General features: G+C 65.4%; 17 protein-coding genes and 1 pseudogene. All 18 read left to right on the forward strand.

What is annotated here, in order from left to right; translation table 11 throughout:
* Positions 1-22: 22 nt before the first annotated feature.
* Positions 23-2437 carry a serine/threonine-protein kinase gene (locus WI26_RS20655; RefSeq protein ID WP_069227001.1) on the forward strand — a complete coding sequence of 805 codons (2415 nt, stop codon included), beginning with the start codon at positions 23-25 and terminating at the stop codon, positions 2435-2437.
* Positions 2424-3533 carry a type VI secretion system protein TssA gene (gene tssA, locus WI26_RS20660; protein WP_081334306.1) on the forward strand — a complete coding sequence of 370 codons (1110 nt, stop codon included), beginning with the start codon at positions 2424-2426 and terminating at the stop codon, positions 3531-3533. The genes WI26_RS20655 and tssA overlap by 14 nt, the downstream gene beginning before the upstream one ends.
* Positions 3534-3592: 59 nt before the next feature.
* A complete protein-coding gene (gene tssB / locus WI26_RS20665) occupies positions 3593-4147 on the forward strand; it encodes a type VI secretion system contractile sheath small subunit (protein WP_059468079.1) in 555 nt (184 codons plus the stop codon).
* Complete coding sequence (gene tssC, locus WI26_RS20670) at positions 4140-5657, forward strand: type VI secretion system contractile sheath large subunit (protein ID WP_069227002.1); 1518 nt, start codon at positions 4140-4142, stop codon at positions 5655-5657. The genes tssB and tssC overlap by 8 nt, the downstream gene beginning before the upstream one ends.
* 59 nt (positions 5658-5716) lie before the next feature.
* A complete protein-coding gene (locus WI26_RS20675; RefSeq protein WP_059467979.1) occupies positions 5717-6208 on the forward strand; it encodes an Hcp family type VI secretion system effector in 492 nt (163 codons plus the stop codon).
* A 16-nt stretch (positions 6209-6224) separates the two neighbouring features.
* Positions 6225-6773, forward strand: coding sequence for a type VI secretion system baseplate subunit TssE (gene tssE / locus WI26_RS20680; RefSeq protein ID WP_069227812.1), 549 nt, complete (start codon positions 6225-6227; stop codon positions 6771-6773).
* 4 nt (positions 6774-6777) lie between these two features.
* Entirely contained in the window at positions 6778-8649 is a 1872-nt protein-coding gene (gene tssF / locus WI26_RS20685) for a type VI secretion system baseplate subunit TssF (RefSeq protein WP_069227003.1), read from the forward strand.
* The gene (gene tssG / locus WI26_RS20690; protein ID WP_069227004.1) at positions 8646-9770 is read left to right on the forward strand and encodes a type VI secretion system baseplate subunit TssG; all 1125 of its coding nucleotides are present in this window, start codon (positions 8646-8648) and stop codon (positions 9768-9770) included. The genes tssF and tssG overlap by 4 nt, the downstream gene beginning before the upstream one ends.
* A gap of 12 nt (positions 9771-9782) precedes the next feature.
* Positions 9783-12455, forward strand: coding sequence for a type VI secretion system ATPase TssH (gene tssH / locus WI26_RS20695; protein ID WP_069227005.1), 2673 nt, complete (start codon positions 9783-9785; stop codon positions 12453-12455).
* Positions 12452-14656 (forward strand): type VI secretion system tip protein VgrG, encoded by a 2205-nt coding sequence (gene tssI / locus WI26_RS20700; RefSeq protein ID WP_069227006.1) that lies wholly within the window; start codon positions 12452-12454, stop codon positions 14654-14656. The genes tssH and tssI overlap by 4 nt, the downstream gene beginning before the upstream one ends.
* A 15-nt stretch (positions 14657-14671) precedes the next feature.
* Positions 14672-15937, forward strand: a complete 1266-nt coding sequence (locus WI26_RS20705; protein ID WP_069227007.1) for a hypothetical protein — start codon at positions 14672-14674, stop codon at positions 15935-15937.
* A gap of 18 nt (positions 15938-15955) precedes the next feature.
* Positions 15956-20686, forward strand: coding sequence for an RHS repeat-associated core domain-containing protein (locus WI26_RS20710; protein WP_081334307.1), 4731 nt, complete (start codon positions 15956-15958; stop codon positions 20684-20686).
* A gap of 217 nt (positions 20687-20903) precedes the next feature.
* A pseudogene (locus tag WI26_RS20715) lies at positions 20904-21344 on the forward strand (helix-turn-helix domain-containing protein); the annotation flags it as partial.
* Positions 21345-21529: 185 nt separating this feature from the next.
* A complete protein-coding gene (locus WI26_RS20720; RefSeq protein WP_069227009.1) occupies positions 21530-22141 on the forward strand; it encodes a sigma-70 family RNA polymerase sigma factor in 612 nt (203 codons plus the stop codon).
* Complete coding sequence (locus WI26_RS20725; protein WP_069227010.1) at positions 22138-22872, forward strand: anti-sigma factor; 735 nt, start codon at positions 22138-22140, stop codon at positions 22870-22872. Before WI26_RS20720 ends, WI26_RS20725 begins: the two co-directional genes overlap by 4 nt.
* Positions 22873-23020: 148 nt before the next feature.
* Positions 23021-23854 (forward strand): DUF1295 domain-containing protein, encoded by an 834-nt coding sequence (locus WI26_RS20730; protein WP_069227011.1) that lies wholly within the window; start codon positions 23021-23023, stop codon positions 23852-23854.
* Positions 23851-24951 carry an SAM-dependent methyltransferase gene (locus WI26_RS20735; protein WP_069227012.1) on the forward strand — a complete coding sequence of 367 codons (1101 nt, stop codon included), beginning with the start codon at positions 23851-23853 and terminating at the stop codon, positions 24949-24951. The genes WI26_RS20730 and WI26_RS20735 overlap by 4 nt, the downstream gene beginning before the upstream one ends.
* Entirely contained in the window at positions 24948-25568 is a 621-nt protein-coding gene (locus WI26_RS20740) for a lipocalin family protein (RefSeq protein WP_069227013.1), read from the forward strand. The genes WI26_RS20735 and WI26_RS20740 overlap by 4 nt, the downstream gene beginning before the upstream one ends.
* Positions 25569-25595 lie beyond the last annotated feature (27 nt).

Consider the following 25595-nt stretch of genomic DNA (forward strand, 5'->3'; position numbering starts at 1 on the left):
GATGCAGTATCGCGAGGTAGACATGAAGGACCCTTCATCGAGAGACAACGAGCACGACACGGCGACCCGCGGCGACGCGCCCGAATTCACGGTGCGGCCGCTGCCGCTTGGTCATCGCCTGGGCGAGCTGCAGCTCGACGAGGTGCTGGGCATCGGCGGTTTCGGCATCGTCTATCGCGCGTTCGACCGCACGTTGCGGCGTGCGGTCGCGATCAAGGAATACATGCCGTCCATGCTCGCGACGCGCGGCGGCGACTACACGGTGTCGCTGCGATCCGAGCGGTTCGCGCAGGCGTTCGACGCGGGACGCGGCGCGTTCCTCAACGAGGCGCGCCTGCTCGCGCAATTCGATCATCCGGGGCTCGTGAAGGTGCTGCACTTCTGGGAGAGCCACGGCACCGCGTACATGGTGATGCCGTTCTACGAGGGGCGCACGCTCAAGCAACTGCTCGACAGCGGTGTGCGGATGAGCGAGACGCAGTTGCGCAACATCGTCGGCGCGCTGCTCGGCGCGCTCGATACGCTGCATCGCGCGCAGTGCTTCCATCGCGACGTCGCGCTCGACAACGTGCTGATCCGCCCGAACGGCAGCGCGATCCTGCTCGACTTCGGCGCGGCCCGCAAGCGGATCGGCGATCTCGTCGACGACGGCGCGATGATGATCAAGCCCGGCTACGCACCGATCGAGCAGTACACCGACGACCCCGCGTTCAGCCAGGGGCCGTGGACGGATCTCTACGCGCTCGGCGCGGTGATGCACGCGTTGATCACGGGTGAACTGCCGCCCGCGGCCGTCGTGCGCAGCATCAAGGACACGTACCGGCCGCTCGCGTCGCGCGAGTTGCCGGCCGGCGAGGTCTACAGCCCGGCGTTCCTCGCGGCGATCGATCATGCGTTGCAGTTGCGGATCCCGGATCGGCCGGAGTCGGTCGCGGCGTTCGCGGCGGAACTCGGGTTGCGGGATTTCGACCGGCCGGGCGGCGGGTATGGCGCGGCTGTCGTGCTGCCGGCGGCCGATGCCGGGGGCGGCGGAGCAGGGAAGGCGGCTTCCGATGTTGCGGGGGCGTCAGCGGCGACGGGAAAGACGTCGGCCGGAGTTGGCGCTGCAGCGTCGGCGGGCGAGCGCGGGACGGCATCCGACGACGCAAGCACGGATGTGCGGTCGTCGCAGCCCGAGCGGATGGCTGGCCAGCCCGGGACTTCCGATACGCTATCTACCGCGTCCTTCGGGGCTGGCCACAAGCTGGAAGACGGCGAATCCGTGGCGTTGATGGCGGCCGCGGGAGCGCCGGAGTCATCGCCGTCGTCCGCTTCTTCAACTGCTTCGTCATCCGTATCGAATACATTGTCGCCCTCCGCTGAAACGGCGCGGTCCGATGGGCATGACGTTGATGAGGAACGTGCGAAGGAAGCGTCGCACGACGACCGCGCGGCTTCGAAGACCGAAGCGCATGACGATGCCGGCATGCGATCGGCAAGCGCCGGGGTGGACAGCGGGCAGGGCCGCACCACGGATATCGGGAACCTGAACGGAACGGCAGTGCCGATTGCTGGTGCTGGTGCTGGTGCTGGTGCTGGTGCTGGTGCTGGTGCTGGTGCTGGTGCTGCTGGTGCTTCCACATCCACGCCCTCGCCGGGTGCGTCACCGCCGCCCCGCCCATCGTTCATCGCAACTGGCAACCGGCGCACGAATATCTACGTGGGTGGCGCGCTGGCAGCCCTGATCGTCGTTGGCATCGCCGCAACCTATCTGTCGCGTCCCGTGAAAGTCGCGGGCGAACCGGAAGCAGGCGCGAGCCAGCCCCTGGCCGGCGCGGCATCGTCGGTCGGCGCGTCGGACACGACGCTCGCGCAACGCGGCCCGACGCCGATCGTCGTGCCGCCATCAAGTCTACCGGCCGGATCGTCCGCGCAGGTGCCGCCACCATCGCTGGGCGCCGCACCGGCCAGCACGCCCGCCGCCGTGGCCGCCGTTCCCGCGCCGCAAGTCGCGACGACCGCCACGGACATCGCGGGCGCCACGTCGTCGCAAGCCGGCTCGAGTGCGACCATCGCACCGGCCGGCAGCCTCGACGCATCGGAGCGCGTCGTCAACGTGCCGCCGTCGGAGGCCGCTGCGGCGCCGGCGACCGCACCGGCGCCCGCGCCGGCGTCGCCATCGGAAGCGGCGACAGCCGTCGCCGCGATCAACGCGCCGGCCGCCGAGCAGCACCCGCCGAAACAGGAGACCGTCCAGGTGCGCTTCAACGTGCGTCCGTGGGGCGACGTGTACGTGAACGGCGCACGTCGCGGCGCGAGCCCGCCGCTGCGCTCGGTGTCGCTGACACCGGGCGTCTACCAGATCGAGATTCGCAACGGCTCGCTGCCGCCGTTGCACCGAACCGTGGCGATCGACTTCGGCAGCAAACCGGTCAACATCGACTATGCATTCGAATGACGTGAGCCAGGCGGCGCTGGCCGCCGCATTGTCCTCGCCGGCCTCCGCCCTGGCGGCAGCGACACCGCGCGCCGAGTTGATCGGCCGGCTGCTGGCGGACGTTTCGCGCGAAACGCCGTGCGGCCCGAACCTCGAATACGACGCCGACTTCCTGCAGCTTCAGGAGCGGGCGACACCGCGCGCCGAACAGCAGTACGGCGACACCGTGATTCCGGCCGAGACGCCCGACTGGCGCGCGGTCGAGCGCCTTGCGCTCGCGCTGAGCGAGCGGACGAAGGATTTGCGTGTCGCCGCGTATCTCGCGCGCAGCTGGACCGAGCAGCACGGCATTGCCGGCTACGCGGACGGGCTCGCGCTCGTCGCCGGCCTGATCGAGCGCTGGTGGGACGACTTGCATCCGCGACTCGATGCCGATGGCGAACCGGATCCGACACCGCGAATGAACGCGCTCGCCGATGTCGCCGGCGCGCACGAATGTGCGCGCGCGGCACGGCGCCAGCCGCTGTTCGACGGCGGCCCGAGCGTGCGCGACGCCGAACGCGTGCTCGACGGCCGCGACGACGCAGCCGGCCCGGCGGCAGGCAGCCGCGAGGGGCTGGTCGCCGCGCTGTCGACCGCGCGCGACGACGGCCGCGTGCCGATCGACGCGGTACGCGCGGTGCTGAGCGCGCTGGACGCGATCCGCGCGCACGTCACGGACCGGCTCGGCAGTGAATGGTCGCCGGATGCGAGCGACACGGAAAAGGCGTTGCAACGCATCGTGCGCGAAATGCCGGAGCCGGCGGCACGGCCGGCGGACGGTTCGATTCCGGCAACGCCGCGCGCGTCGGGCGCCGCGCACGGCGCGTCCGCGCCGGCCGCCGTGCCGAACGGGCAGGCCTGGCGCGATGCCCAGATCGCGAGCCGCGACGACGTGCGGCTCGGCCTCGACAAGATGTGCCGCTATTTCGAACTGCACGAGCCGAGCCACCCGGCGCCGCTGCTGCTGCGGCGCGCGCAGCGGCTGCTCGCGCTCGACTTCTACGAAATCATCCGGGACCTCGCTCCGGAGAGTCTGCCGAAGCTGGACCTGCTGAGCGGCGAGCGGAGCGAATGAGGCAAGCCGCCCGGCGGCGGCGACGTACACGCAATCTGATCGATGTGAAGGAGCGGACGATGACGGACAGAACCAAGGCGGCAGGCAGCGGACAGAAGTTCATCGCGCGCAATCGGGCGCCGCGCGTGCAGATCGAATACGACGTCGAGACCTACGGCGCCGAGCGCAAGGTGCAACTGCCGTTCGTGATGGGCGTCATCGCGGACCTGGCGGGCAAGCGCGCCGAGCCGCTGCCGGATTTGCCGGAGCGCAAGTTCCTCGAGATCGACGTCGACAATTTCGACGAGCGGATGAAATCGATCGCGCCGCGCGTCGCGTTCCAGGTGCCGAACACGCTGACCGGCGAGGGGATGCTCAACGTCGACATGACGTTCGAACAGATCGACGATTTCTCGCCGGCGGCGATCGCGCGCAACGTCGACGCGCTGCGCCGGTTGCTGGATGCGCGCACCGAGCTGTCGAACCTGCTGTCGTACATGGACGGCAAGCACGGCGCCGAGCAGCTGATCGAGCGCGCGATCAACGATCCCGACCTGCTGAAGACGCTCGTGCGCGAACCGCGCGTCGACGCACAGGCCGTCGACGCGACCCAACCGGAGGCCCGCGATGAATGACCCCGTCCAGTCCCGCGCAGATACGCGCGACGCCCGCGACGCCGCGCAGCCGGCCGTCGCACACGGCGAATTCGCCGCGCTGCTGCAGAAGGAGTTCAAGCCGAAGACCGCCGAGGCGCGCGAGTCGGTCGAGCGCGCGGTGCGCACGCTCGCGCAGCAGGCGCTCGAACATACGGTCGGCATGACGACCGACGCATACGGCAGCGTGAAGCAGATCATCGTGGAGATCGACCGGAAGCTGTCCGAGCAGATCAACCAGATCCTGCATCACGACGAATTCCAGACGCTCGAAGGGGCGTGGCGCGGCCTGCATTACCTCGTCACGCACACCGAGACCGACGAGCTGCTGAAGATCAAGGCGTTGCCGGCGTCGCGCAACGAGGTCGCGCGGATGCTCAAGCGCTACAAGGGCGTCGCGTGGGACCAGAGCCCGCTGTTCCGCAAGATTTACGAGGAGGAATATGGGCAGTTCGGCGGCGAGCCCTTCGGCTGCCTCGTCGGCGACTTCTATTTCAATCACAGCCCGCCGGACGTCGAGATGCTCGGCGAGCTGTCGAAGATCGCGGCGGCCGCGCATGCGCCGTTCATCGCGGGCGCTTCGCCGGAACTGATGCAGATGGATTCGTGGCAGGAGCTGTCGAACCCGCGCGATCTCACCAAGATCTTCCAGAACACCGAATACGCGGCCTGGCGCAGCCTGCGGCAGTCGGAGGATTCGCGCTACGTCGGGCTCGCGATGCCGCGCTTTCTCGCGCGGCTCCCATACGGCGCGCGCACCAATCCGGTCGACGAATTCGACTTCGAGGAAGACACCGACGCCGCGAATCACGATCGCTACACGTGGGCGAACTCGGCTTACGCGATGGCCGCGAACATCAACCGCTCGTTCAAGCTGTACGGCTGGTGCTCGTCGATCCGCGGCGTCGAGTCGGGCGGGGCGGTCGAAGGGCTGCCGAGCCACACGTTCCCGACCGACGACGGCGGCGTCGACCAGAAATGCCCGACCGAGATCGCGATCAGCGACCGCCGCGAGGCCGAGCTCGCGAAGAACGGCTTCATGCCGTTCGTACACCGGAAGAACTCGGATTTCGCGGCGTTCATCGGCGCGCAGTCGCTGTACCAGCCGGCGGAGTACCACGACCCCGACGCGACCGCGAACGCGCGGCTGTCCGGCCGCCTGCCTTACCTGTTCGCGTGTTGCCGCTTCGCGCACTACCTGAAATGCATCGTGCGCGACAAGATCGGTTCGTTCCGCGAGCGCGACGACATGGAGCGCTGGCTCAACGACTGGATCATGAACTACGTCGACGGCGACCCCGTGAACTCGTCGCAGGAAACCAAGGCGCGCAAACCGCTGGCGGCCGCACAGGTGGTCGTCGACGAGGTCGAGGACAACCCCGGCTACTACACGTCGAAATTTTTCCTGAGACCGCACTACCAGCTCGAAGGGCTCACCGTGTCGCTGCGGCTCATTTCGCGGCTGCCATCGGCGAAGGCGGCGAACGAGTGAGCGGCACGCGGCATTCAATACGGCGTTCAACGTGATTTCGCACCGAAACGGAGACGGCAATGGGCGTGGCAATGTTTATGAAGGTGGACGGCGTGACCGGCGAATCGGCCGACGCGCAGCACAAGGGCTGGACCGACATCGAATCGTTCACGTGGGGTGCGAGCCAGCCGGGCGCGATGGCGAGCGGCAGCGGCGGCAACGCGGGCAAGGCGAGCTTCAACGATCTCGTCGTGGCGGCATACATGGACAAGGGCGCGCCCGCGATCATCAAGAACTGCGCGAGCGGCAAGCATTTGCCGAAGGTCGAGATTTCCGCGTGCAAGACCGGCGGCACGCAGGTCGAGTTCATGCGCGTGACGCTGCAGGAAGTGCTCGTCACGTCCGCGCAGGTCGCGGGCATCGACCCGGGCGATGCGGCCGACCGGCTGATGATGCACTACGGCTTTCAGGCCGCGAAGGTGAGAAAGCAGTACTGGCAGCAGAACGACAACGGCGGCAAGGGCGCCGAGGTGTCGGTCGGCTGGAACATCAAGGAAAACGCCGAGATGTGACGGCGGAGCGATGACGATGGACGACCCGAACGCCCGCGCCGGCCGGCACGGCGGCATGCGCGACCGGCTGCAGCCCGAGCTGCTCGACCGGCTGACCGACGATGCGCCGCAGCGCACGGCCGATCCGCCCGGCACGCAAGGGATCGGAGCCGAGCGCCTGCGCGCGGCCGTGCTGCGCGATCTCGCATGGCTGCTCAATACGCGCAACGCCGAGGACGGTTTCGTCGACTGGACCGCGTTCGCGCATGCGCAGGCGTCGGTGCTCAACTACGGGATGCGCCCGCTCGTCGGCAAGCCGATGTCGGGCGTCGAGCGCATGTCGGTCGAGGCGTCGATCCGCGACGCGATCGTGCGCTTCGAGCCGCGCATCGCGCCCGATAGCGTCGAGGTCCGCAGTCTCGCCGATGCATCGGACCGGCGCGCCGGCGAACGGCGCCACAACGTGCTGATGTTCGAGATTCGCGGCACGCTATGGTCGATCCCGCATCCGGTCGAATTCGTGCTGCGCTCCGATCTGGATCTCGAGACGGGCGCGATGTCGCTGCAATCGGCGGCGGGAAACTGACACGATGGATACGCGCCTGCTCGACTACTACAACCGCGAACTCGCGTACCTGCGCGAGCTCGGCGACGAATTCGCGCAGCAGTTCCCGAAGGTCGCCGCGCGGCTGCGGCTCACCGAATCAGGGCCGCCCGATCCGTACGTCGAACGACTGCTCGAAGGCTTCAGTTTCCTCACCGCGCGCGTGCAGCTGAAGATGGACGCCGAGTTTCCGCGCTTCACGCAGGCGCTGCTGGATGCCGTGTACCCGGGCTATCTTGCCCCGTTGCCGTCCATGGCGATCGTGCGGTTCGCGCCGATGCTGAACGAAGGCAGCCTCGCGCAGGGCTGGCGATTGCCTGCCGGCACCGCACTGCGCGCGCGGCCCGCCGCGTCCGAACAGACCGCGTGCGAATTCCGTACCGCGCACGACCTGACGCTGTGGCCGCTCGAGCTGACCGATGCGGCCGTCACCGGCGCGCCGTCGTGGCTGCCGCGCGGCGCCGTGCCGGCGCGCCAGGACGTGCGCGGTGCGCTGCGCATCCGGCTCAAGGCGCGCGGCGGCGTCCGGTTGTCGCAACTGCCGCTCGAGCGGCTGACCTTTCATCTCGCGGGCCCCGAACGCCACGCGCTGCACCTGCTCGAACTGATCGCCGCGCATGCGCTCGGCGCAGTCTGTCACGACCCGGGGCAGCCGCCACGCTGGCTGCATACGCTCGATGCCGATGCGATCGTCCACGAGGGTTTCGATCCGGCGCAGGCGATTCTGCCCGACGACGGGCGCAGCTTCCACGGCTATCGGCTGATGCGAGAGTATTTCGCGTTTCCGGCGCGCTTTCTGTTCTTCAGCATCGGCGGGCTGCGCGCCGCGCTTGCGCGCGCCACCGGCGACGAATGCGAATTGACCGTGCTGTTCGATCGCCACGACGCCGCGCTCGAGGCGGCCGTCGATGCAGGACATCTGGCGCTGAACTGCACACCGGCCGTGAACCTGTTCGCCCGTCGCGGCGACCGCATCCGTTTGCAGCCGGGCGCGCGCGAGCATCATGTCGTCGTCGACCGCAGCAGGCCGCTCGATCATGAAGTCTATGCCGTGCAGCGGCTCGCGAGCGAGCAGCGAGACGATGGTCAGTCGCGCGAATTCCGGCCGTTTCATGCATCGTTCGCGAGCGACGACGGCAACTACGGCGCTTACTACACGATGCGGCGCGAGCCTCGGCTCGTATCCGCGCAGGCGCGCGCGAACGGCACGCGCACTGGCTACATCGGCAGCGAAACCTACGTGTCGCTCGTCGACAGCCAGTGCGCGCCGTATGACGAGACGATGCGCTACCTGTCCGTCGATACGCTGTGCACGAACCGCGATCTCGCACTGCTGCTGCCGCCGGGCGATGCGAACGCGTTCACGCTGCGCATCTCGGCGCCCGTCGAGCGCATCGTCGCGATTCGCGGCCCATCGCGGCCGCGCCCGCCGATCGCCGATGCGCAGACGGCGTGGCGGCTCGTCCGCCATCTCGGGCTCGCGCGCCAGACGCTGACCGATCTCGACGACGACGAGGGCGCGCATGCGCTGCGCGAGCTGCTCGGCCTGCACGCCGACCCGGCCGATGCCGCGATGCGCCGGCAGATCGACGGCGTGAGGCGTGTCGCGTTCTCGCCCGTGTTCCGGCGGCTGCCGGAGCTTGGCCCGCTGATGTTCGGGCGCGGCGTGCAGATCGACGTGACCGTCGACGATCACGCGTTCTCCGGCGACAGCCCGTTTCTCCTCGGTGCGGTGCTCGAACAGTTCTTCGCGCGGCATGTATCGATCAATGCGTTCGCCGAATGCGTGCTGACAAGCGTGCAGAGCGGCATTCTCGCGCACTGGCCCGCGCGCATCGGCAGGCGGCCTGCGATATGAAACACGACACGCCACCCGGCGCTCGACCGGCCGCCGAATCCGCCCGACGCGAAGCGTGGTGGGCGCGGCTGCGCGCCGCACCGCATGGTTACGATCTGTTCCAGGCGTTGCGCTGGCTCGATGCGCTGTCGTCCGGCCGCGCGCCGCTCGGTCATGCCGCGCGGCCGCGCGACGAACCGGTGCGGCTCGGGCAGCAGCCGTCGCTCGCGTTCGCGGCGTCGATGGTGGCCGGCGCATACGATGGGGACGGCGGCGCAACGCGGCCGCGCATCGCGATCCACGGTTTCGGGTTGTTTGGTCCGAACGGCCCACTGCCGACCCACCTCACCGAATACGCGCACGAGCGCGCGGCCCAGCACGACGATCCAACCTTCGCCGCATTCGCGGACCTGTTTCATCACCGGCTGATCCTGCTGTTCTACCGTGCATGGGCCGACGCGCAACCGACAGTGAGCCTGGATCGCCCCGGCCGCGCGCGGTTCGACGCATATGTCGCGAGCCTCATCGGGCGCGCGACGCATGGCGACAGGCCCACCGCGCAGGCAGATGCGGAACGCCTGCCCGCCGACGTACTCGCGCCGCATGCGCTTTATTTTCATGCGGGCCATCTCGTGCGGCACACGCGCAACCCGGAAGGGCTCGTGCAGATCCTGCGACGCCATTTTGGCGTCGATGCGCGCATCGTCGAACACGTGCCGCGCTGGGTCGCGATCGAGCGCTCGCAGCGCTGCGTGATCCGTGCAACGCGGCCGACCCTGCGCGTCGGCGGCGTTGCGCTCGGCATCGCGGTGCGCGACGCGCAGTCCCATTTCCGGATCGTGCTCGGGCCGCTGTCGCTCGACGCGTACCGGCGCTTCCTGCCGGGCGGCCCGCACGCGCGGCAGCTCGCGCACTGGGTGCGCGAATACGTCGGTATCGAGTTCGACTGGGACGTCCAGCTGGAACTGGCGGCCGACGCGGTGCCGCCGATCGCGCTTGGCGCGCCGCAGGGCCTCGGCCGTACCGCGTGGCTCGGTCAACGGCTCGACGCGGGGCCCGCGCGCGATCTCGTCGTCTGTTACGACGCACGCCGGGGCGACCCGCCGCGCACCGGCGCCGTCACTCATCGCGAAACCGCCTAAACGGGAACCGTCATGTCCGATATCGGCCGCGTCAACCTGTTCGGAAAGCTCGATCCGCTCCTTTACGACACGCTCGAGCAGGCGACCGGATTCTGCCGGCTGCGAGGCAATCCGTACGTGGAACTCGCGCACTGGTTCAAGCAGATCCTGCAGCGGCCCGACGGCGACCTGCAGCGCGTGCTGCGCCGGTTCGAGATCGACGAGGCTGCGATCGAGCGCGGGCTCGTCGCGTCGCTCGAGCGGCTGCCGCGTGGCGCGGGATCGGTGTCGGACCTGTCCGTGCACATCGACGACGCGGTCGAGCGCGCGTGGGTCTATGCGACCTTGAAATACGACGCGACGCGGATTCGCGGCGCCGTCCTGTTGCTCGCGATCCTGAAGACACCGCAATTGCGCAACGTGCTGTACGCGATCGCACGCGAGTTCGAGCGCATCGTGCCCGACGTGCTCGCCGACGAACTCGCATCGATCGTCGACGGTTCGCCCGAAGCGCAACCGGCGGCGCATGCCGATCCCGGCTCAGGCACCGGCTCCGGCGACGCCGCGACGCGCGGTATGTCAGCCGCGGAAGATTCGGCCCTTGCGCGTTTCGCCTTGGACCTGACCGCCCGTGCGAGGGCAGGCGAGATCGACCCCGTCGTCGGGCGCGACGCGGAAATCCGCCAGATCGTCGACATCCTGCTGCGGCGCCGGCAGAACAACCCGCTGCTGGTCGGCGAGGCCGGCGTCGGCAAGACCGCCGTCGCGGAAGGCTTCGCGCTGCGGATCGCCGCCGGCGACGTGCCGCCGTCGCTGCGAGACGTCGCGCTGTACCTGCTCGACATCGGGCTGCTGCAGGCCGGCGCGAGCGTGAAGGGCGAATTCGAGAGCCGCCTGCGCGGCGTGATCGATGAAGCGATGTCGTCCGAGCGGCCGGTGATCCTGTTCGTCGACGAAGTCCATACGCTCGTCGGCGCGGGCGGGGCCGTCGGCACCGGCGACGCCGCGAATCTGCTGAAGCCGGCGCTCGCGCGCGGCCTGCTGCGCACCATCGGCGCGACCACCTGGTCCGAGTACAAGCAGTACATCGAGAAGGATCCCGCGTTGACCCGGCGCTTCCAGCTCGTGCACGTGCTCGAACCCGAGGAGGCCGCCGCCGTGACGATGCTGCGCGGCCTCGCCGCGAAACTCGAAGCGCACCATCGCGTGCTCGTACTCGACGACGCGCTGCAGGCTGCCGTGACGTTGTCGCACCGTTATATTCCCGCTCGGCAGTTGCCGGACAAGGCGATCAGCCTGCTCGACACGGCCTGCGCACGCGTGGCCGTCAGCCAGCACGCGGTGCCCGCGCCGATCGAGGACGCGCGCCGGCGCATCGACGGCCTGCGCGTGGAGCGGGAACGGATCGCGCGCGAGTGCGCGATCGGCAGCGGCGACACCGCACGGCTCGATGCGATCGATGGCGAGCTGGCCGACGTGCAGACGGAGCTCGATCGGCTCGATACGCGTTGGCAAGCCGAGCGCGTCGCATTGACCTCGATCGTCGAATCGCGCGCCGCGCTGCTCGACGACGCGCCGTCAGACGAGCTCACCAGCGATGCACGCGCCGATGTTCTGTCGCGGCTGACTGCCGCACAGCAGGCGCTGGCCGAGATGCAGGGCGACGCGCCGCTCGTGCTGCCCGCTGTGGATACGCATGCGGTCGCCGCCGTCGTTGCCGACTGGACCGGCATTCCGCTCGGCCGCATGGTGCGCGACGAGACGCAAGCCGTGCTCAAGCTCGCCGACACGCTCGGCGAACGTGTCGTCGGCCAGCGTCATGCGGTCGAACTGATCGCCCAGCGGATCCAGACCGCACGTGCGAAGCTCGACGACCCGACCAAACCGCACGGCGTGTTCCTGCTGTGCGGGCCGTCCGGCGTCGGCAAGACCGAGACCGCGCTCGCGCTGGCCGACACGCTGTACGGCGGTGAGCGCAACGCGATCACGATCAACATGAGCGAGTTCCAGGAGGCGCACACGGTATCGACGTTGAAGGGGGCGCCGCCCGGCTACGTTGGCTACGGGCAAGGCGGGGTGCTCACCGAGGCCGTGCGGCGCCGGCCGTACAGCGTCGTTCTGCTCGACGAGATCGAGAAGGCGCATCGCGACGTGCACGAGATTTTCTTCCAGGTATTCGACAAGGGCTGGATGGAGGACGGCGAGGGGCGCGACATCGACTTCCGACATACCGTGATCCTCCTGACGTCGAACGTCGGCGCCGATCGCGTGATGCAGCTGTGCCGCGACCCCGAACGCCTGCCCGACATGCAGACGCTTGCCGATGCGCTGCGCGCGCCGCTGCTCGACGTGTTCCCCGCCGCGTTGCTCGGCCGGCTGACCGTCGTGCCGTACTACCCGCTGACCGATGCGACGCTCGCGCGCATCGTCGCGTTGCAGTTGCGGCGCTTCGAGAAGCGGATCGACCAACATCACGGGATCCGGCTGCACTGCACGGATGCGGCGACTGCGCTGATCGTCGAACGGTGCCGGACGATCGAATCCGGCGGCCGGATGGTCGACGCGATCCTCACCCATACCGTGATGCCGCGGATCGGCCGCGCGATCCTCGAGGCCACGCTCGAAGGCCGCGCACTGGCGTCGATCGAGGTGAGCGCCGCCGGCGGCGAATTCGCTTACCGGTTCGACGAGGAGGAAACGACGTGAATCGCGTATTCACACTCGACAGCCCGCATGGCGACGACCTGAAGGTCCACACGCTCGACGGCAGCGACGAACTCGGCCGCCTGTTCGAATTCCGGATCGAGGCGCTGGCGGACAGCCACAGCCTGTCGCTGAAGGATCTGCTCGGCAAGCCCGTCACCGTGCGGATCGAGCAGCAGGACCTGTCGACACGCTACCTGAACGGGATCGTCGCGCGCGCGACGCTGGCCGGCCGGCGCGCCGAGCGGCACTACGGTTACGAACTCGTCGTGCGGCCATGGCTTTGGCTCGCGACGCGGCGCTCCGATTGCCGGATCTTCCAGAACCGCACCGTGCCGGACATCGTGCAGGAGGTGCTGGCGCCGTATGGCTTTCCGATCGAGAACAAGCTGACCGAATCCTATGTGCCGCGCGAATACTGCGTGCAGTACAACGAGACCGATACCGCGTTCGTGTTGCGGCTTATGGAGTTCGAGGGCATTTATTTTTATTTCCGACACGCGGCCGACAGTCACACGCTCGTGCTGTGCGATGCGATGTCGTCGCACGTCGCGTTGCCCGGCTACGAAACGATCCCGTACATCGCGCAGGATCGCACCGCGATCGCCGACGAGGAGCACATCGAAGGCTGGCTGCCCGCGCAGGAGGTGAGCGTCGGCAAGCACCAGACCAGCGACTACGACTATACGAAGCCGCGTGCCGATCTTTCGGCGCAGAAGGTCGATCCGCGCGGCCACGATCACGACAGCTTGGCGTCGTTCGAATGGCCGGGCGGGTATCGCGACGATGCGCCTGGTGCGCACTACAGCCGCGTGCGGCTCGAGGAACAGCAAGCCGAACATGAGCGGGCGAGCGCCGATACCGATGTGCGCGGCGCCGCGCCCGGCTATCTGTTCACGCTCGCGCATTGTCCGCGCGCTGACCAGAACCGCGAATACCTGATCGTGCGGTGTCGGTACCGTTTCCAGGAGAACGCTTATGCGAGCGATCAGGGGGCCGAAGCCGTCGTGCATCGGACGATGATGCTCGTGCAGCCGTCGAGCCTGCCTTATCGATCGCCGCGTGAAACGCCGCGGCCGCGCACGAACGGACCGCAGACGGCGACCGTCGTCGGGCCGCCGGGGGAGGAAATCTGGACCGACCAGTATGGGCGCGTGAAGCTGCAGTTCCGCTGGGATCGATATGGGCAGAGCAACCAGGATTCGTCGTGCTGGGTGCGGGTGTCGAGCCCTTGGGCCGGGGGTGGCTTCGGGGGCGTACAGATTCCGCGTGTCGGCGACGAGGTGGTCGTCGATTTTCTCAACGGCGATCCGGATGAGCCGATCGTGACGGGGCGCGTTTACAACGGCGAGAAGATGCCGCCGTGGGGGCTGCCGGGCAGTGCGACGCAGAGCGGACTGCTGTCGCGGTCGTCACCGGGCGGGACGACCGAGCATGCGAATGCGTTCCGGTTCGAGGACAAGAAGGGCGCCGAGCAGCTGTGGATGCATGCGGAACGGAATTTCGACGCGGAGACGGAGGCCGATCACACGCTTTCTATCGGGAACAACCATACGCATACCGTCGGGAACGACGAGACGATGCAGGTGAAGAACAACCGGCAAAGGAGCGTGGGGCGGGACGAGACGGTGAATATCGGGCAGAACCGGGTCGCGCAGATCGGGGTGGACGAGACGCATGGAGTGGGTGGGAATCGGACGCGGACCGTCGGGAAAAACGAAACCGTGACGATTGCCGCCAATCGCGACGCGACCATCGGTGGCATTCACAACGAGACGGTTGCGAAAGCCAAGACGGAAACGATCGGCGAAGGCAAGACGTTGAATGTCGGGCAGCTTTATCAAACGACTTCGCAAGACATGAAGACGCTGGTTGCGTCGTCGCATACCGAGGAAATCGGTGCGCGTACGTCGACGATTGCGAACGCGCACACGCACACGGTCGGCGGTGAACACATCGTCAACGTCGGCGCGAACCATACGACGAACGTGCAGCATCAGGTCCTCGTCAACGCCGGAGACCAGCTTGCGCTTGTCTGCGGGATGTCGAGCATCGTGATGAAGCGCGACGGCACGATCACGATCCAGGGTGTCAACGTCGCATCGACCGGCACGAACACCCACAGCGTGAACGGCAAGACGGTGACGTCGTCGGCGACCGGCGAACACACGGTCGAAGGCGCGATCCTGAAACTGAATCCATAACGGAGGCTCGCACGAATGCAGAACTGGCAGCCGACCAATCCGATAGAACGCAGGTTCATGGATGCGCATACGGACTGGATGAGTTTCGCAAAAGAGCAGGATGCGCGATTGATGATCTGGCAGGCCGACGAGACGGATGCGGAGCTCGTGCGGCTCTATTTTCAGGTTCAGGACGAGACGTCGTGTGCGGTCAGGACGATGCGGGCATCGTTCATTAATGAAGCGAGTTATGCGAAGGCACTGACGGACGAACTCATTGCGTTCTATGAAAGCCGGCGTGAAGGATCCGATGCGCATGGGGTGCGGGCCGATTGGCAAGCGCTGTACGACGATGGCAAGAATCCCTTGCTGTATCTGTTCGCGATTGCCGACAGCCTGATGCAGCACCATCCGGACGTTTTTCCGGCGATGGTATTCGTGCTGGAACCGGCCAAAGTGCGGGATGACGCGGCATGGGTGCGATGGATGGACGATTTGCTGTCGATCATTGCGGTCGCGCCGCAGCTTGCCGAGCGCGTGCGTTTTGTCGTGCCGCGTACTGATATCGCGCCGTTTGCTGCGTTGGTGCAACGGCATCGGACTGCCGTGCGTGTCGTGCAGGGGAAATATTCGATGGCGAGCGTGCCACGCGAATTGCTGGCGGAATCGGGCGAGCGCGGACCGAGCGGTGAATTTCGACGGCATTTCGTGTTGCTGACCGAGATGATTGAAGGCGGTAATCCTGCTCGGCTGGAGGAATTGCGCGCGGCTGCGCTGAAGGTTGCTGAGCGCGAGCAGTGGTTCGATCAATGCGTTGTCGTGCATCTGATTGTGGGGGCGGCGTATCTGAAGTGGCGGGATCGGGAGCGGGCGATCGATGCGTATCGGAGCGCGGCCAGCAGCGGGACGCGCGCAGTTGAGGCTGGGCATCCAGCCGGACACAAGCTCGTCGCTAACGGGTTGTTCGGCGAGGCAAGCGTGCATTTGACGCATAAGGACTATGCGCACTCAGCTTATTGCTACGAGCGTGCGGTCGCGTCGACCACGGCGGCGAAGGATGGACTGATGACGGTCGAGGCGTGGCGAATGAGCGCCGTGTGCTGGGAGCGGGCAGGCGAGCGCGAACATGCGCTGGAGGCCGGATTCAATGCACTCGATGCGGGATTGATGATCGACGAGCCGATGCGGGCGAACAGCAATCTGCCGATGGTCGTCGAGTGGATGGTGTCGCAGTTGGGGGCTCATGACCGGCGACGTAACGCGTTGAGCGAGAAGGTCGCCGCGTTGCGCGGCGGCCGTTGAGCGGGGAGGGCAGAAATCGTGGCGCTGCTCGCCGTCAAGCATCTCGATCCGGTCGTCGGTGTCGACGTTCATTCGGTACTGGTCACGCCCGGTACGCCACCGGTGTTCCTGCCGCACCCTCATGTCGGGTTCATGCTCGATCTGCGTGAGTACGTTCAAGCGGCAAAAGCCGTGGTCGGATGCATTGCAATGATGATCGTGCAGGAGAAGGTGACCGAATACATCGAAGACCATCCCGAAGATGTGGAGAAACTGGCGCATCTGGCCGATGAGGCGAACCAGCAGGTCAATGACTTGATGGGTGGCGGCAAGCTGCCGGACTTAAAGGACGACCCCAACGTCGCTGAGGGGATGCGGCTGGCGAAGGAGGCCAACAAGATCAAGAACCGCATAAGCGATGATCTTGGCTCGAACGTGGGGTCAGGGGGAAGCAGCGGCAGGCCGATTTTTGTGAACGGGATGATGCGGGCCACGGCCGGGACGCATGCGTATCACGTACCGGGGTTGCATTTCCCGCTTGGAGAATCGTTTGCTCCGCCACCTGAGGAGGTTGAACCGTCGAACGACGGCGAATCATTCATGGGCAGCAAGACAGTGCTCGCCAACAACGATCCGATGTCGTACATGGCGCTTGAAGCGTTGAGTTGCTGGTCGGTCGGGATGGAGCCGCCACCGCATAACAGCGCGCATACCGATCGGACTTATCCGTCAATGCCCAGTTCGGTGATGTTGCCGATTCCGGCAGGGCGGCCGGTTTTTGTGGGCGGGCCGCCGATCATGAATATGGCCGCTGCGGCGAAGGGGTTGTTCAAGGCGTTTCGGGGATCGAAGTGGGCGAAGGCGCTGGCGGACAAGTTGAAATTGAAACCGGGGTTTTTGCGGTGCAATGTGTTGAAGGCGGAGCCGGTCGACGCAATCACGGGCGAAGTCGTGATTCAGCAACATGACTTCACTGTACCCGGCCGATTGCCACTCACGTGGGATCGGTACTATGCCAGCCACAATAGCTATGCGAGCTCGATCGGTATGGGCTGGCAAACGCCCGCCGATATGCGGCTGACGTTAGTGCGGCATGAGAATGGAGTGGGCGTTGCAGCGTATTTCCTGAATTATGTGACTGCGTTCGACACGATACCGGCCGAAGGCGGCTGGTCGGGCCGCGTCTATGACTGGCAGCATGGCCACGCTCTGTACCTGCGTGATGATCGATTGGTGCTGCGCACGCGCACTGGCATCGAATACGAGTTCACCCTACCGGCGCCATGGATACGCACCATCGACACCCGTTTAGACACCGCCACGCTGCCACTGCTTGTCGATCGGATGGCCGACCTGAACGGCAACGCATGGTCGTTTGAACGCCAGGCAGGTCGCAACCCAGTGCGTCTTGTCGAATGGCAAGGCGATGCGATGGCGGGGCGCGTGATCGAATGCACGTGCGGCAACGACACACGGTCAGGGCTGCTTGCTACGTTGAAGCTGATCGATAGAAGCGGTCGAGCACATCTACTTGTCGGCTATGAGCAAGACAACGAACTGAACCTGGTTGCTGCGGTCGATGCGATGGCGCAACCTCATCATTACGAATATGCCGACAATCATCGAATGGTGCGTCATACCAGTGCCCGTGGAGTGTCGTTTTACTACAGCTACCAACGGCATGACGATGGCATCTGGCGCGTCGACCATGCGTGGGGGGATAACCGTCTATTCGATTACCGCTTTATCTACAATCCGGCGCGTCAGGAAACCCGCATTACAGATTCCATGGGGTACACGACGTTTCTGCAATCCAACGATCGTGGCATGCCGGTGGCCGAGATCGATCCGTTGGGCGGTATGACAAGTTACCGATACGACGAGCAGGGACGCACTAACGCAGGAACCGATCTCGCAGGACGCACTACCTCCTGGAAGTATGATTCCTACGGCCATCTGCTCACGCAGACCTTGGCAGATGGCAGTGCACTGCACACTGAATACAACGCCGACCACAAGCTGGTGTGCGGGACGGATCCCGCAGGCGGGCAATGGCGTTATGCGTGGGACGAACGGGGTAATCTCCTGATGCAGACTACGCCATCGCACGCCTGCGTCCATTACGAATACGATCAATACGGTCAACTCATCGCGCATACCGGGCCGCAAGGCGAAGTGACGCGGTTCGATTACGACCAGGATGGCAATCTTGCAGTGCTGACGAATGCACTCGGCCATCGCACGCAGTATAAGTACAACGCTCTTGGAAACCTGGTACAGGTTATCAACGCGCTCGGTCAGGCGAGCCATTTCGAATACGACCGCAACAGCAATCTGACGCGCGCCATCGAACCGGGTGCGCGCGAGGTCCAATGCACCTACGATGCAGATGGCAATATGGTGCGCTACCGCGATGCGACGGGAAAGGTGACGCAACTGACTTATTCACAGTCGGGGCAGATCAGTAAGAAGCAGACGCCTGACGGAAATGTCGTCGAATACCGCTACGACTCTGAGGAGCGATTGGTCGGTGTGGTAAATGGGCGCGGCGAACTCTACGAACTCAAGCGCGACGGGCTGGGGCGGATTGTCGAGGAAGTCGATTATTGGGGACAAACTCGCCGCTACGAATACGGCTCGTTCGGTGAACTACGGCGTAGCGTCGACCCGATGGGGCAGAGGATTGACTACCAGACGGACAAGCTAGGGCGGATCGTGCAAAAGCGGGTGCCGGACCGAAGGCAGGGTGATGGGCATCGCATCGAATCATTCGAATATGACCGCAGCGGCAAATTGATCGTTGCGGCAAATCCGGACTGCCGCGTCGAACTCAGCTATGACAACGCGGGTCGTCTCGTTGAAGAACGACAAGGCGACACGTTCGCGATCATGTACCGCTACAACGCTGTTGGCCAGCGAGTAGAACGTCGCACGACGCTCAAGATAGTCGGCGAAATGATCTCACACACCGTGCGCTACGGCTATGACGTACTCGGCGCAGTCGTCTCGATCCAGATCGGAGACGCATTACCGATCACGTTTGAACGCGACGCGCTCGGCCGGGTTTGCGTCGAACATTTAGGTGAGGCATTGCGGCGCGAGCTAGCCTATACATCGGATAGGCAGTTGGCCCGGCAAACGCTGCTGGTCAACACAGGTCCGGCGTTTGTCACCGAATATACCTACGACGCCAACGGTGAGATGACCGAGAAGCGTGACTCCCGACTTGGCATCGAGCAATTCGACTACGATCCGGTGGGCAGGCTGATTGGTCACCTCGATCCGACCGGCAAACTGCACCGTTTCCTGTATAACCCGGCGGGCGACCTGTTGACCACGCGGGTTCATCAAGGTAATCGGACCGACGTATCCTACCCGGAACGACAAACCGACACATGGCTACGCAAAGGCGAACGCGATGGTTATTGCTACACGTTTGATCGTATTGGCAATCTATTGCGCAAGCAGGGCGCACAACAGGATCTGCTGTTGCGCTGGGATGGTGATGGGTTGCTGATCGAGACGCTAGCGATACGCCCCATGGTCGGATCGACAACCGGTACATTGCGTATCCACACTTGCTACGAGTATGACGTGTTCCACCGGCGCACCCGGAAGGTCACTCAGATTCAGCATGAGTCTGGTGCATGGAACGACATAGCCTCAGGCCGGACCAATGGATCGTGTACCTGCTGTTTTTTTTGGGAAGGCGATGTGCTGGTAGGAGAAATCGAGCACGGCGATGTGAACGTTCGCCGGTGGTTGGCAAACGCGAGCATCGACGTGCGCCCTGACCGTTCAGAGACTTCAGCAGACGGATACAGCGACGCGCGCGAGTGGGTCTATTATCCAGGAACGTTTCGGCCGCTGGCAGGAATGCGATGCATGTATCAGCTACAAACGCTACACGCAGACGGCACCGATCAACAGCAAGAGGGGGCGATGCCATTAGCCCCGGCACTGATCGCCGGGACGCAGTATGTCTTCTGCGACACAGACCCCAATGGGGCTCAAACCCGGCTTATCGATCAATCAGGTTCGGTTGTTTGGGAAGGCCGTTACGCGGCGTGGGGTAGTGTAAGCCAAGTCGGGACGCAGCCTGAGCACGACCAGAACCTGCGACTGCAGGGGCAATATTATGATGGGGAGACAGCACTTCATTACAACAGGTTCCGCTATTACGACCCCGGTTTAGGGCAGTTCATCAGCCAGGATCCGGTCGGTCTATCTGCCGGCGCTAATCTATACCAGTTTGCCACCAATGCTCTTTCATGGACTGATCCTCTCGGCTTGGACGCAAAATCTGCGTTCAGACGATTTTCCCTGAAAACGATCTTAAATAATCCTTCTCATCCACTTCGCTTTCTTCTCGCGCGGGATTCAGCAGGAAACGTGACGAAGCATTTCTCTCCAACCAAAGGATGCTCGCATCCCGAACTCATCAATTGGGGGGACGTCGAAGACAACGCTTGGGAAGCGGATATGACTAAAAACCCACAAACCTTTCGAACTGGGCAGCCCCTTGTTCAGATGGGCCATCTAACGAGCAAATTTTCACTGGATAAGGAACGAATGGCGTTGCAGGACGCGTGGGAAAATCAGAGAGACTCCAAAGATGAGGCCGCGGGGGTAATTATGGAGCGAACGGCAATCGACATCGGCGGCGTACCGGTCTTCAAGGAAACGGCACAAGAATGGGAGCGGTATGGTTTTCTCGACAAGGGAACAGTTGCCAAGGCAGCGCCTAGTCGCGGCTGGACGAGGCCGTAAATGCATTCACATCGCGAGACCTCTCAAGAATTTCCCGCGAAGCACATACAGATGACTCTAACGATCAGAGCATTGATTTAATTTTACATAACGTGAATTATCGACAGTTTTCGTTGTAGCAGCCATATCCTAATGTCGTGTTGTGGCTATTTACAGATGTCGTGTTTTTGACTGCTGGCATGCTGGACGGCTCGTTGAGTAAGCCCGGGAGCCGACCATGCAGCCAGCCGGATTGGTGACACTGACGATGCGAGAGCTTGATCGACTCAAGGTAATCCAGGCCGTGGTGGACACGGGCTTGAAGCCTGGGCGTGCGGCTGAACGGCTGGGCCTGAGCGTGCGCCAGGTGGAACGGCTGATCATCCGATATCGAGAGCAAGGAGCCAGCGGCGTAGCTTCGGGCCGTCGCGGCCGGCCGGGCAACCGCAAGCTCGACGACGGGCTGGCGTTACGTGCCCTGACCGTTATTCGCGAGCGCTACGCCGATTTCGGGCCGACGCTGGCGTGCGAGAAGCTCTGGGAGTGCCACGGCATTCGGCTGGCCAAGGAGACGGTCAGGAAGCTGATGATGGACGCTGGGCTTTGGATTCCGCGTCGACAGCGGCCGCCGAAGGTGTATCAGCCACGAGCCCGACGCGCGTGCCTGGGCGAACTGATCCCACCTGCATCCCCACGGACGCGTCGCTCGTATCTGACTGAGGATCTTGCAACGAGCGTCGCCCTACACGTCGTGCGGCCGTGCGGCCGTGCGGCGAGCATCATCGATCGTTCAATCGGATGCATCCGACAGTGCTATATTTCGCACGACACTCACACCATGGCGATCCGCGCCATCCATTTCGCATGAGCGACACGCCGAGCGGTGCCAGCGGCTTCGATCAGTCAGCCCCTTCGCGCGATGCCGATGCGGATGTCGCGCGCCGCGAACATCTGAATCGGCTGATGGCTCGGGCAGCAGGCGGCGATCAGGTGGCTTTCGCGGAGTTGTACCGGCTGAGCGCATCGCGCGTGTTCGGGACGATCGTCCGCATGCTTCACGATCACGGGGAGGCCGAGGATCTCCTCCAGGAGGTCTACACGACGGCCTGGCGACGCATCGAAACGTTCGATCCGGCACGCGGCGGCGCGATGACGTGGCTGATCACACTGGCGCGCAACAGGACGATCGACCGTTTGCGGCAGCATCGCGACGCGCAGCTCGACGACGAACAGGTGCTGGAGCTTCCCGACGAGGATCCGACGCCCGCCGCGCTGGCGGAGGCAACGCAGGAGCGCCAGCGCCTCGAGCACTGCCTGTCCCAACTCGATCCGCAGCAGGGTCGCGCGGTGCGCGAGGCTTTTTTCAGCGGTGCGACCTACAGTGAGCTGGCAGCGCGGCTGCGCGTGCCGCTCGGAACCATGAAGAGCTGGATCCGGCGCAGCCTGATGCAGCTGAAGGTATGCCTGGAGCAATGAATACGCCGGCCGATCACGATCCCGAATTGCGCTGCGCAGAATACGCCCTCGGCGTGCTCGACGCAGACGCACGCCGCGAGCTGGAGCAGTCCGCCGCTCGCGATCCGGCGTTGCAAGCCACGCTCGAGCGCTGGCAGCGCCGCTTCGCCCCGCTCGCGGACGACATCACGCCCGTCGCCCCGCCCGCGCGAATCTGGACGCGGATCCAGCACGACCTCGGCTTCGTCACGCCGCCGCGCGCTCGCGGCGCCGCGCCGGCCGGCGGATGGTGGAACAGCCTGCGACTGTGGCGCTGGGTCGGCATCGGCGCGAGCGCGGCTGCGCTGGGGCTGCTTGCGGTCAACGTGATCCGGGTGGACGAAGCGCCGCCGCGCCCGGCCGCTGACGGTGGCCACTACATGGCGGCGACGCTGGCACGTTCGGATGGCATTGCACAGTGGACCGCCACGGTCGACCTGAAGCGTGCCCGAATGGTCGTGGTGCCGGCGAACACGCCGCCGATCGCCGCGGATCGCTCGACGGAGCTGTGGCTGATTCCGCCGAATGCGAAGCCGATCTCGCTCGGCGTATTCGCGTCTAATGCGCCCGCGTCAATGACGCTGCCGCCAGCGATCCTCTCGCAACTCGGCGCACGCACGGTGCTCGCCGTGTCGCTAGAGCCTCACGGCGGCTCCCCGAGCGGCCAACCCACCGGGCCAGTCCTCGCCACCGGCGCGATGCACATCGCTTGACGCCTGCGACGCGCGCCGCGCGTCAAGCGCGGCGGCGTGCGTCCGTTGCCTTGTCGGTCGACGGGGGCGCGCCTCGTCTCGTCGCATCCGGTTGCATCCGTTCGGTCGCCGGCTCCGTATAAGGGAATATCGCGTTCCCGGAGCCCGTATGCCCGCCGTTGCCGTCGCCCTCCTCGCCCTGGTAGAACTGGTTGCGTCCTTCACGGCGGTGTGGATCACCCAATTGCATTCCCGGAACGCCGGGATGATCGATCCGGTCTGGGCCGCGACGCTCGGTGGCGTAGCGATGTTCATCGCGGTGCTGGCTACCGGCGCGGAACTGAATCGTGCGCTGGTGGCCGCGGGCGGCGGCATCTGGGGGCTGCGACTCGCGTGGCACCTGTGGCGGCGCAATCGCGGCCAGCCGGAGGATCCGCGCTATCGGCAATTCCGTCTCCAGTGGGGCGACGCCGCGTCGCGCAACATGTTCTGGCTGTTCCAGTTGCAAGCGCTGATCTCGATGTTCCTGTCGGTCGCATTCTTCATCCCCGCATATAGCGCGCAACCCCCTTCCCGGTTCGCGATTGCGGCGGCGATCGCGATCTGGATCGTCGCCGTCGCCGGAGAGGCTGCCGCCGACCGCCAACTCAAGCGATTTCTTGCGGATCCCGCGCATCGCGGCCAGGTCTGCCGCGCTGGCTGGTGGCGCTATTCGCGGCACCCCAACTATTTCTTCGAGTGCGTGCACTGGCTCGCGTACGCGGCACTGGCGATCGGAATGCCGTGGGGATGGCTGACGCTGATGCCGCCCTTCCTGATGGCATGGCTGCTGATCAAGGTTTCCGGCCTGCCGTTGCTCGAAGCGCGTCTGCTGCAGACCCGTCCGGGCTACCGCGAATACATGCGCACGACCAGCGCCCTCGTTCCGTGGCCACCGAGGCCGGCGGACAACACTTCCCCCACTCGACCCGATCACCCTCAGGACCGGAGTACGCGCTCATGACCGCCACCGCCTCGCAACCTTCCCCGGCCTCGACGTCCGCCCCCAACGACGCCTGGCTGATTCGCTGCTGCGAGCGCGGCTGGCTGCCCGATACGCTGATTCGGGCCGGGATGCGTGCACTGATGCGGCAACGTCTGCGCGCCGAGCACGCATACGACGGAGAACGGCGCAGCGCGGCGCACGATGCGCTGGTGCACGAGCTGCACGCAAGCCCGATCGCAATCGAGACGCAGGCGGCCAATACGCAGCATTACGAGGTGCCTGGCAGCTTCTTCGAGGCGCATCTCGGCCCGAGGCTCAAATATTCGTGCGGCTATTACCCGCGCGGCAACGAAACGCTGTCGCAGGCCGAAGAGGCAATGCTCGCGTTGTATGCGCAGCGCGCCGAGCTCGCGGACGGCCAGCGCATTCTCGACCTGGGCTGCGGCTGGGGTTCGTTGTCGCTGTGGCTCGCCGAGCGGTATCCGGCGGCGCAGATCGTCGCTCTGTCGAATTCGTATGGTCAGCGTCACTTCATCGAACGATGCGCGGCGCTGCGAAGGCTGACGAATTTGCGGATCGTGACCGGCAACGTGGCGGAGTTCGACTTCGATCCCGCGGAGGCCGGGTTCGACCGCGTGCTGTCGATCGAGATGTTCGAGCATATGAAGAACTACGGGCAACTGCTCGCAAAAATCTCGCGCTGGACGCGCGACGACGGCAAGCTTTTCGTGCACATCTTCGCGCACAAGCTGCTCGCCTATCACTTCGCGGTGCGCGACGACACCGACTGGATGTCGCGCCATTTCTTCACGGGCGGGACGATGCCGTCCGCCGATCTGCTGCTGCGGTTCCAGGACGACGTGCGCATCGCTCGCCAATGGTGGCTCGACGGCACTCACTACGCCCGCACGGCCAATCATTGGCTCGCGTCGCTCGACGCGGCGCGCCACCGGATCATGCCGATTCTCGAAACGGTGTACGGCGCCGACGCCCGCATCTGGTTCCAGCGCTGGCGGATGTTCTACATGGCTGTCGCCGAGCTGTTCGGCTATGCCGGCGGGCAGGAATGGGGCGTCGCGCACTATCTGTTCGACAAGCGCCGGGGACGCGCGTGAGCCCCGCCAGGTCGTGCCGGACGTTCCACCTCGTCGCCATCACGGTCGTGACGGCGCTCGCGCTCGGCGCTGCGGGCTGCTCGGAAAGCTCGCCGAACCCGAATCCGCGCGCCGGTATTCCGCTATCGACCGTGCCCGTCGATTTGCCGCGCTACATGGGCCGCTGGTACGTGATCGCGAATATCCCGTATTTCGCCGAGCGCGATTTCGTCGGCAGCCGGGCCGAGTGGAGCCTGCGCGAAGACGGCAGGATCGACGACGCATTCGTCGGCCGCAAAGGCGGCTTCGCCCAGCCCGAAAAGCGCTATCGGTTCGTGGACGCCGTCAAGCCCGGCAGCGGCGGCGGCGAATGGCGCGTGCGGCTGTTCTGGCCGGTGTATGTCACGCAACTGACGCTTTACGTGGATCCCGGCTATCGGTACACGATCCTCGGCTACCCGGGCAAAACGCTCGGCTGGATCTTCTCGCGCGAGCCGGCGATGGACGACGCCACCTATCGCGCGCTGCTCGCCCGGCTCGATGCGATGGGCTACGACACGTCGCGCTTCAGGCGGGTGCCGCAAACCCCGGATCAGATCGGCAAGCCGGGCTTCGCGTCGCCCGGCGATCGCGAATGACGGCAGTACGTGCATCCGCGGCGTGCC

The organism is Burkholderia diffusa, assembly GCF_001718315.1.
Classification (GTDB): Bacteria; Pseudomonadota; Gammaproteobacteria; order Burkholderiales; family Burkholderiaceae; genus Burkholderia; species Burkholderia diffusa_B.

What these genes read in the sequence shown, in the direction of transcription:
- WI26_RS20655 (WP_069227001.1), top strand. Translation starts at nt 23, where the DNA reads ATGAAGGACCCTTCATCGAGAGACAACGAGCACGACACGGCGACCCGC.
- tssB (WP_059468079.1), top strand. Translation starts at nt 3,593, where the DNA reads ATGACGGACAGAACCAAGGCGGCAGGCAGCGGACAGAAGTTCATCGCG.
- WI26_RS20725 (WP_069227010.1), top strand. Translation starts at nt 22,138, where the DNA reads ATGAATACGCCGGCCGATCACGATCCCGAATTGCGCTGCGCAGAATAC.
- tssG (WP_069227004.1), top strand. Translation starts at nt 8,646, where the DNA reads ATGAAACACGACACGCCACCCGGCGCTCGACCGGCCGCCGAATCCGCC.
- WI26_RS20675 (WP_059467979.1), top strand. Translation starts at nt 5,717, where the DNA reads ATGGGCGTGGCAATGTTTATGAAGGTGGACGGCGTGACCGGCGAATCG.
- tssF (WP_069227003.1), top strand. Translation starts at nt 6,778, where the DNA reads ATGGATACGCGCCTGCTCGACTACTACAACCGCGAACTCGCGTACCTG.
- WI26_RS20705 (WP_069227007.1), top strand. Translation starts at nt 14,672, where the DNA reads ATGCAGAACTGGCAGCCGACCAATCCGATAGAACGCAGGTTCATGGAT.
- WI26_RS20730 (WP_069227011.1), top strand. Translation starts at nt 23,021, where the DNA reads ATGCCCGCCGTTGCCGTCGCCCTCCTCGCCCTGGTAGAACTGGTTGCG.
- tssE (WP_069227812.1), top strand. Translation starts at nt 6,225, where the DNA reads ATGGACGACCCGAACGCCCGCGCCGGCCGGCACGGCGGCATGCGCGAC.
- WI26_RS20720 (WP_069227009.1), top strand. Translation starts at nt 21,530, where the DNA reads ATGAGCGACACGCCGAGCGGTGCCAGCGGCTTCGATCAGTCAGCCCCT.
- WI26_RS20735 (WP_069227012.1), top strand. Translation starts at nt 23,851, where the DNA reads ATGACCGCCACCGCCTCGCAACCTTCCCCGGCCTCGACGTCCGCCCCC.
- tssH (WP_069227005.1), top strand. Translation starts at nt 9,783, where the DNA reads ATGTCCGATATCGGCCGCGTCAACCTGTTCGGAAAGCTCGATCCGCTC.
- tssC (WP_069227002.1), top strand. Translation starts at nt 4,140, where the DNA reads ATGAATGACCCCGTCCAGTCCCGCGCAGATACGCGCGACGCCCGCGAC.
- tssA (WP_081334306.1), top strand. Translation starts at nt 2,424, where the DNA reads ATGCATTCGAATGACGTGAGCCAGGCGGCGCTGGCCGCCGCATTGTCC.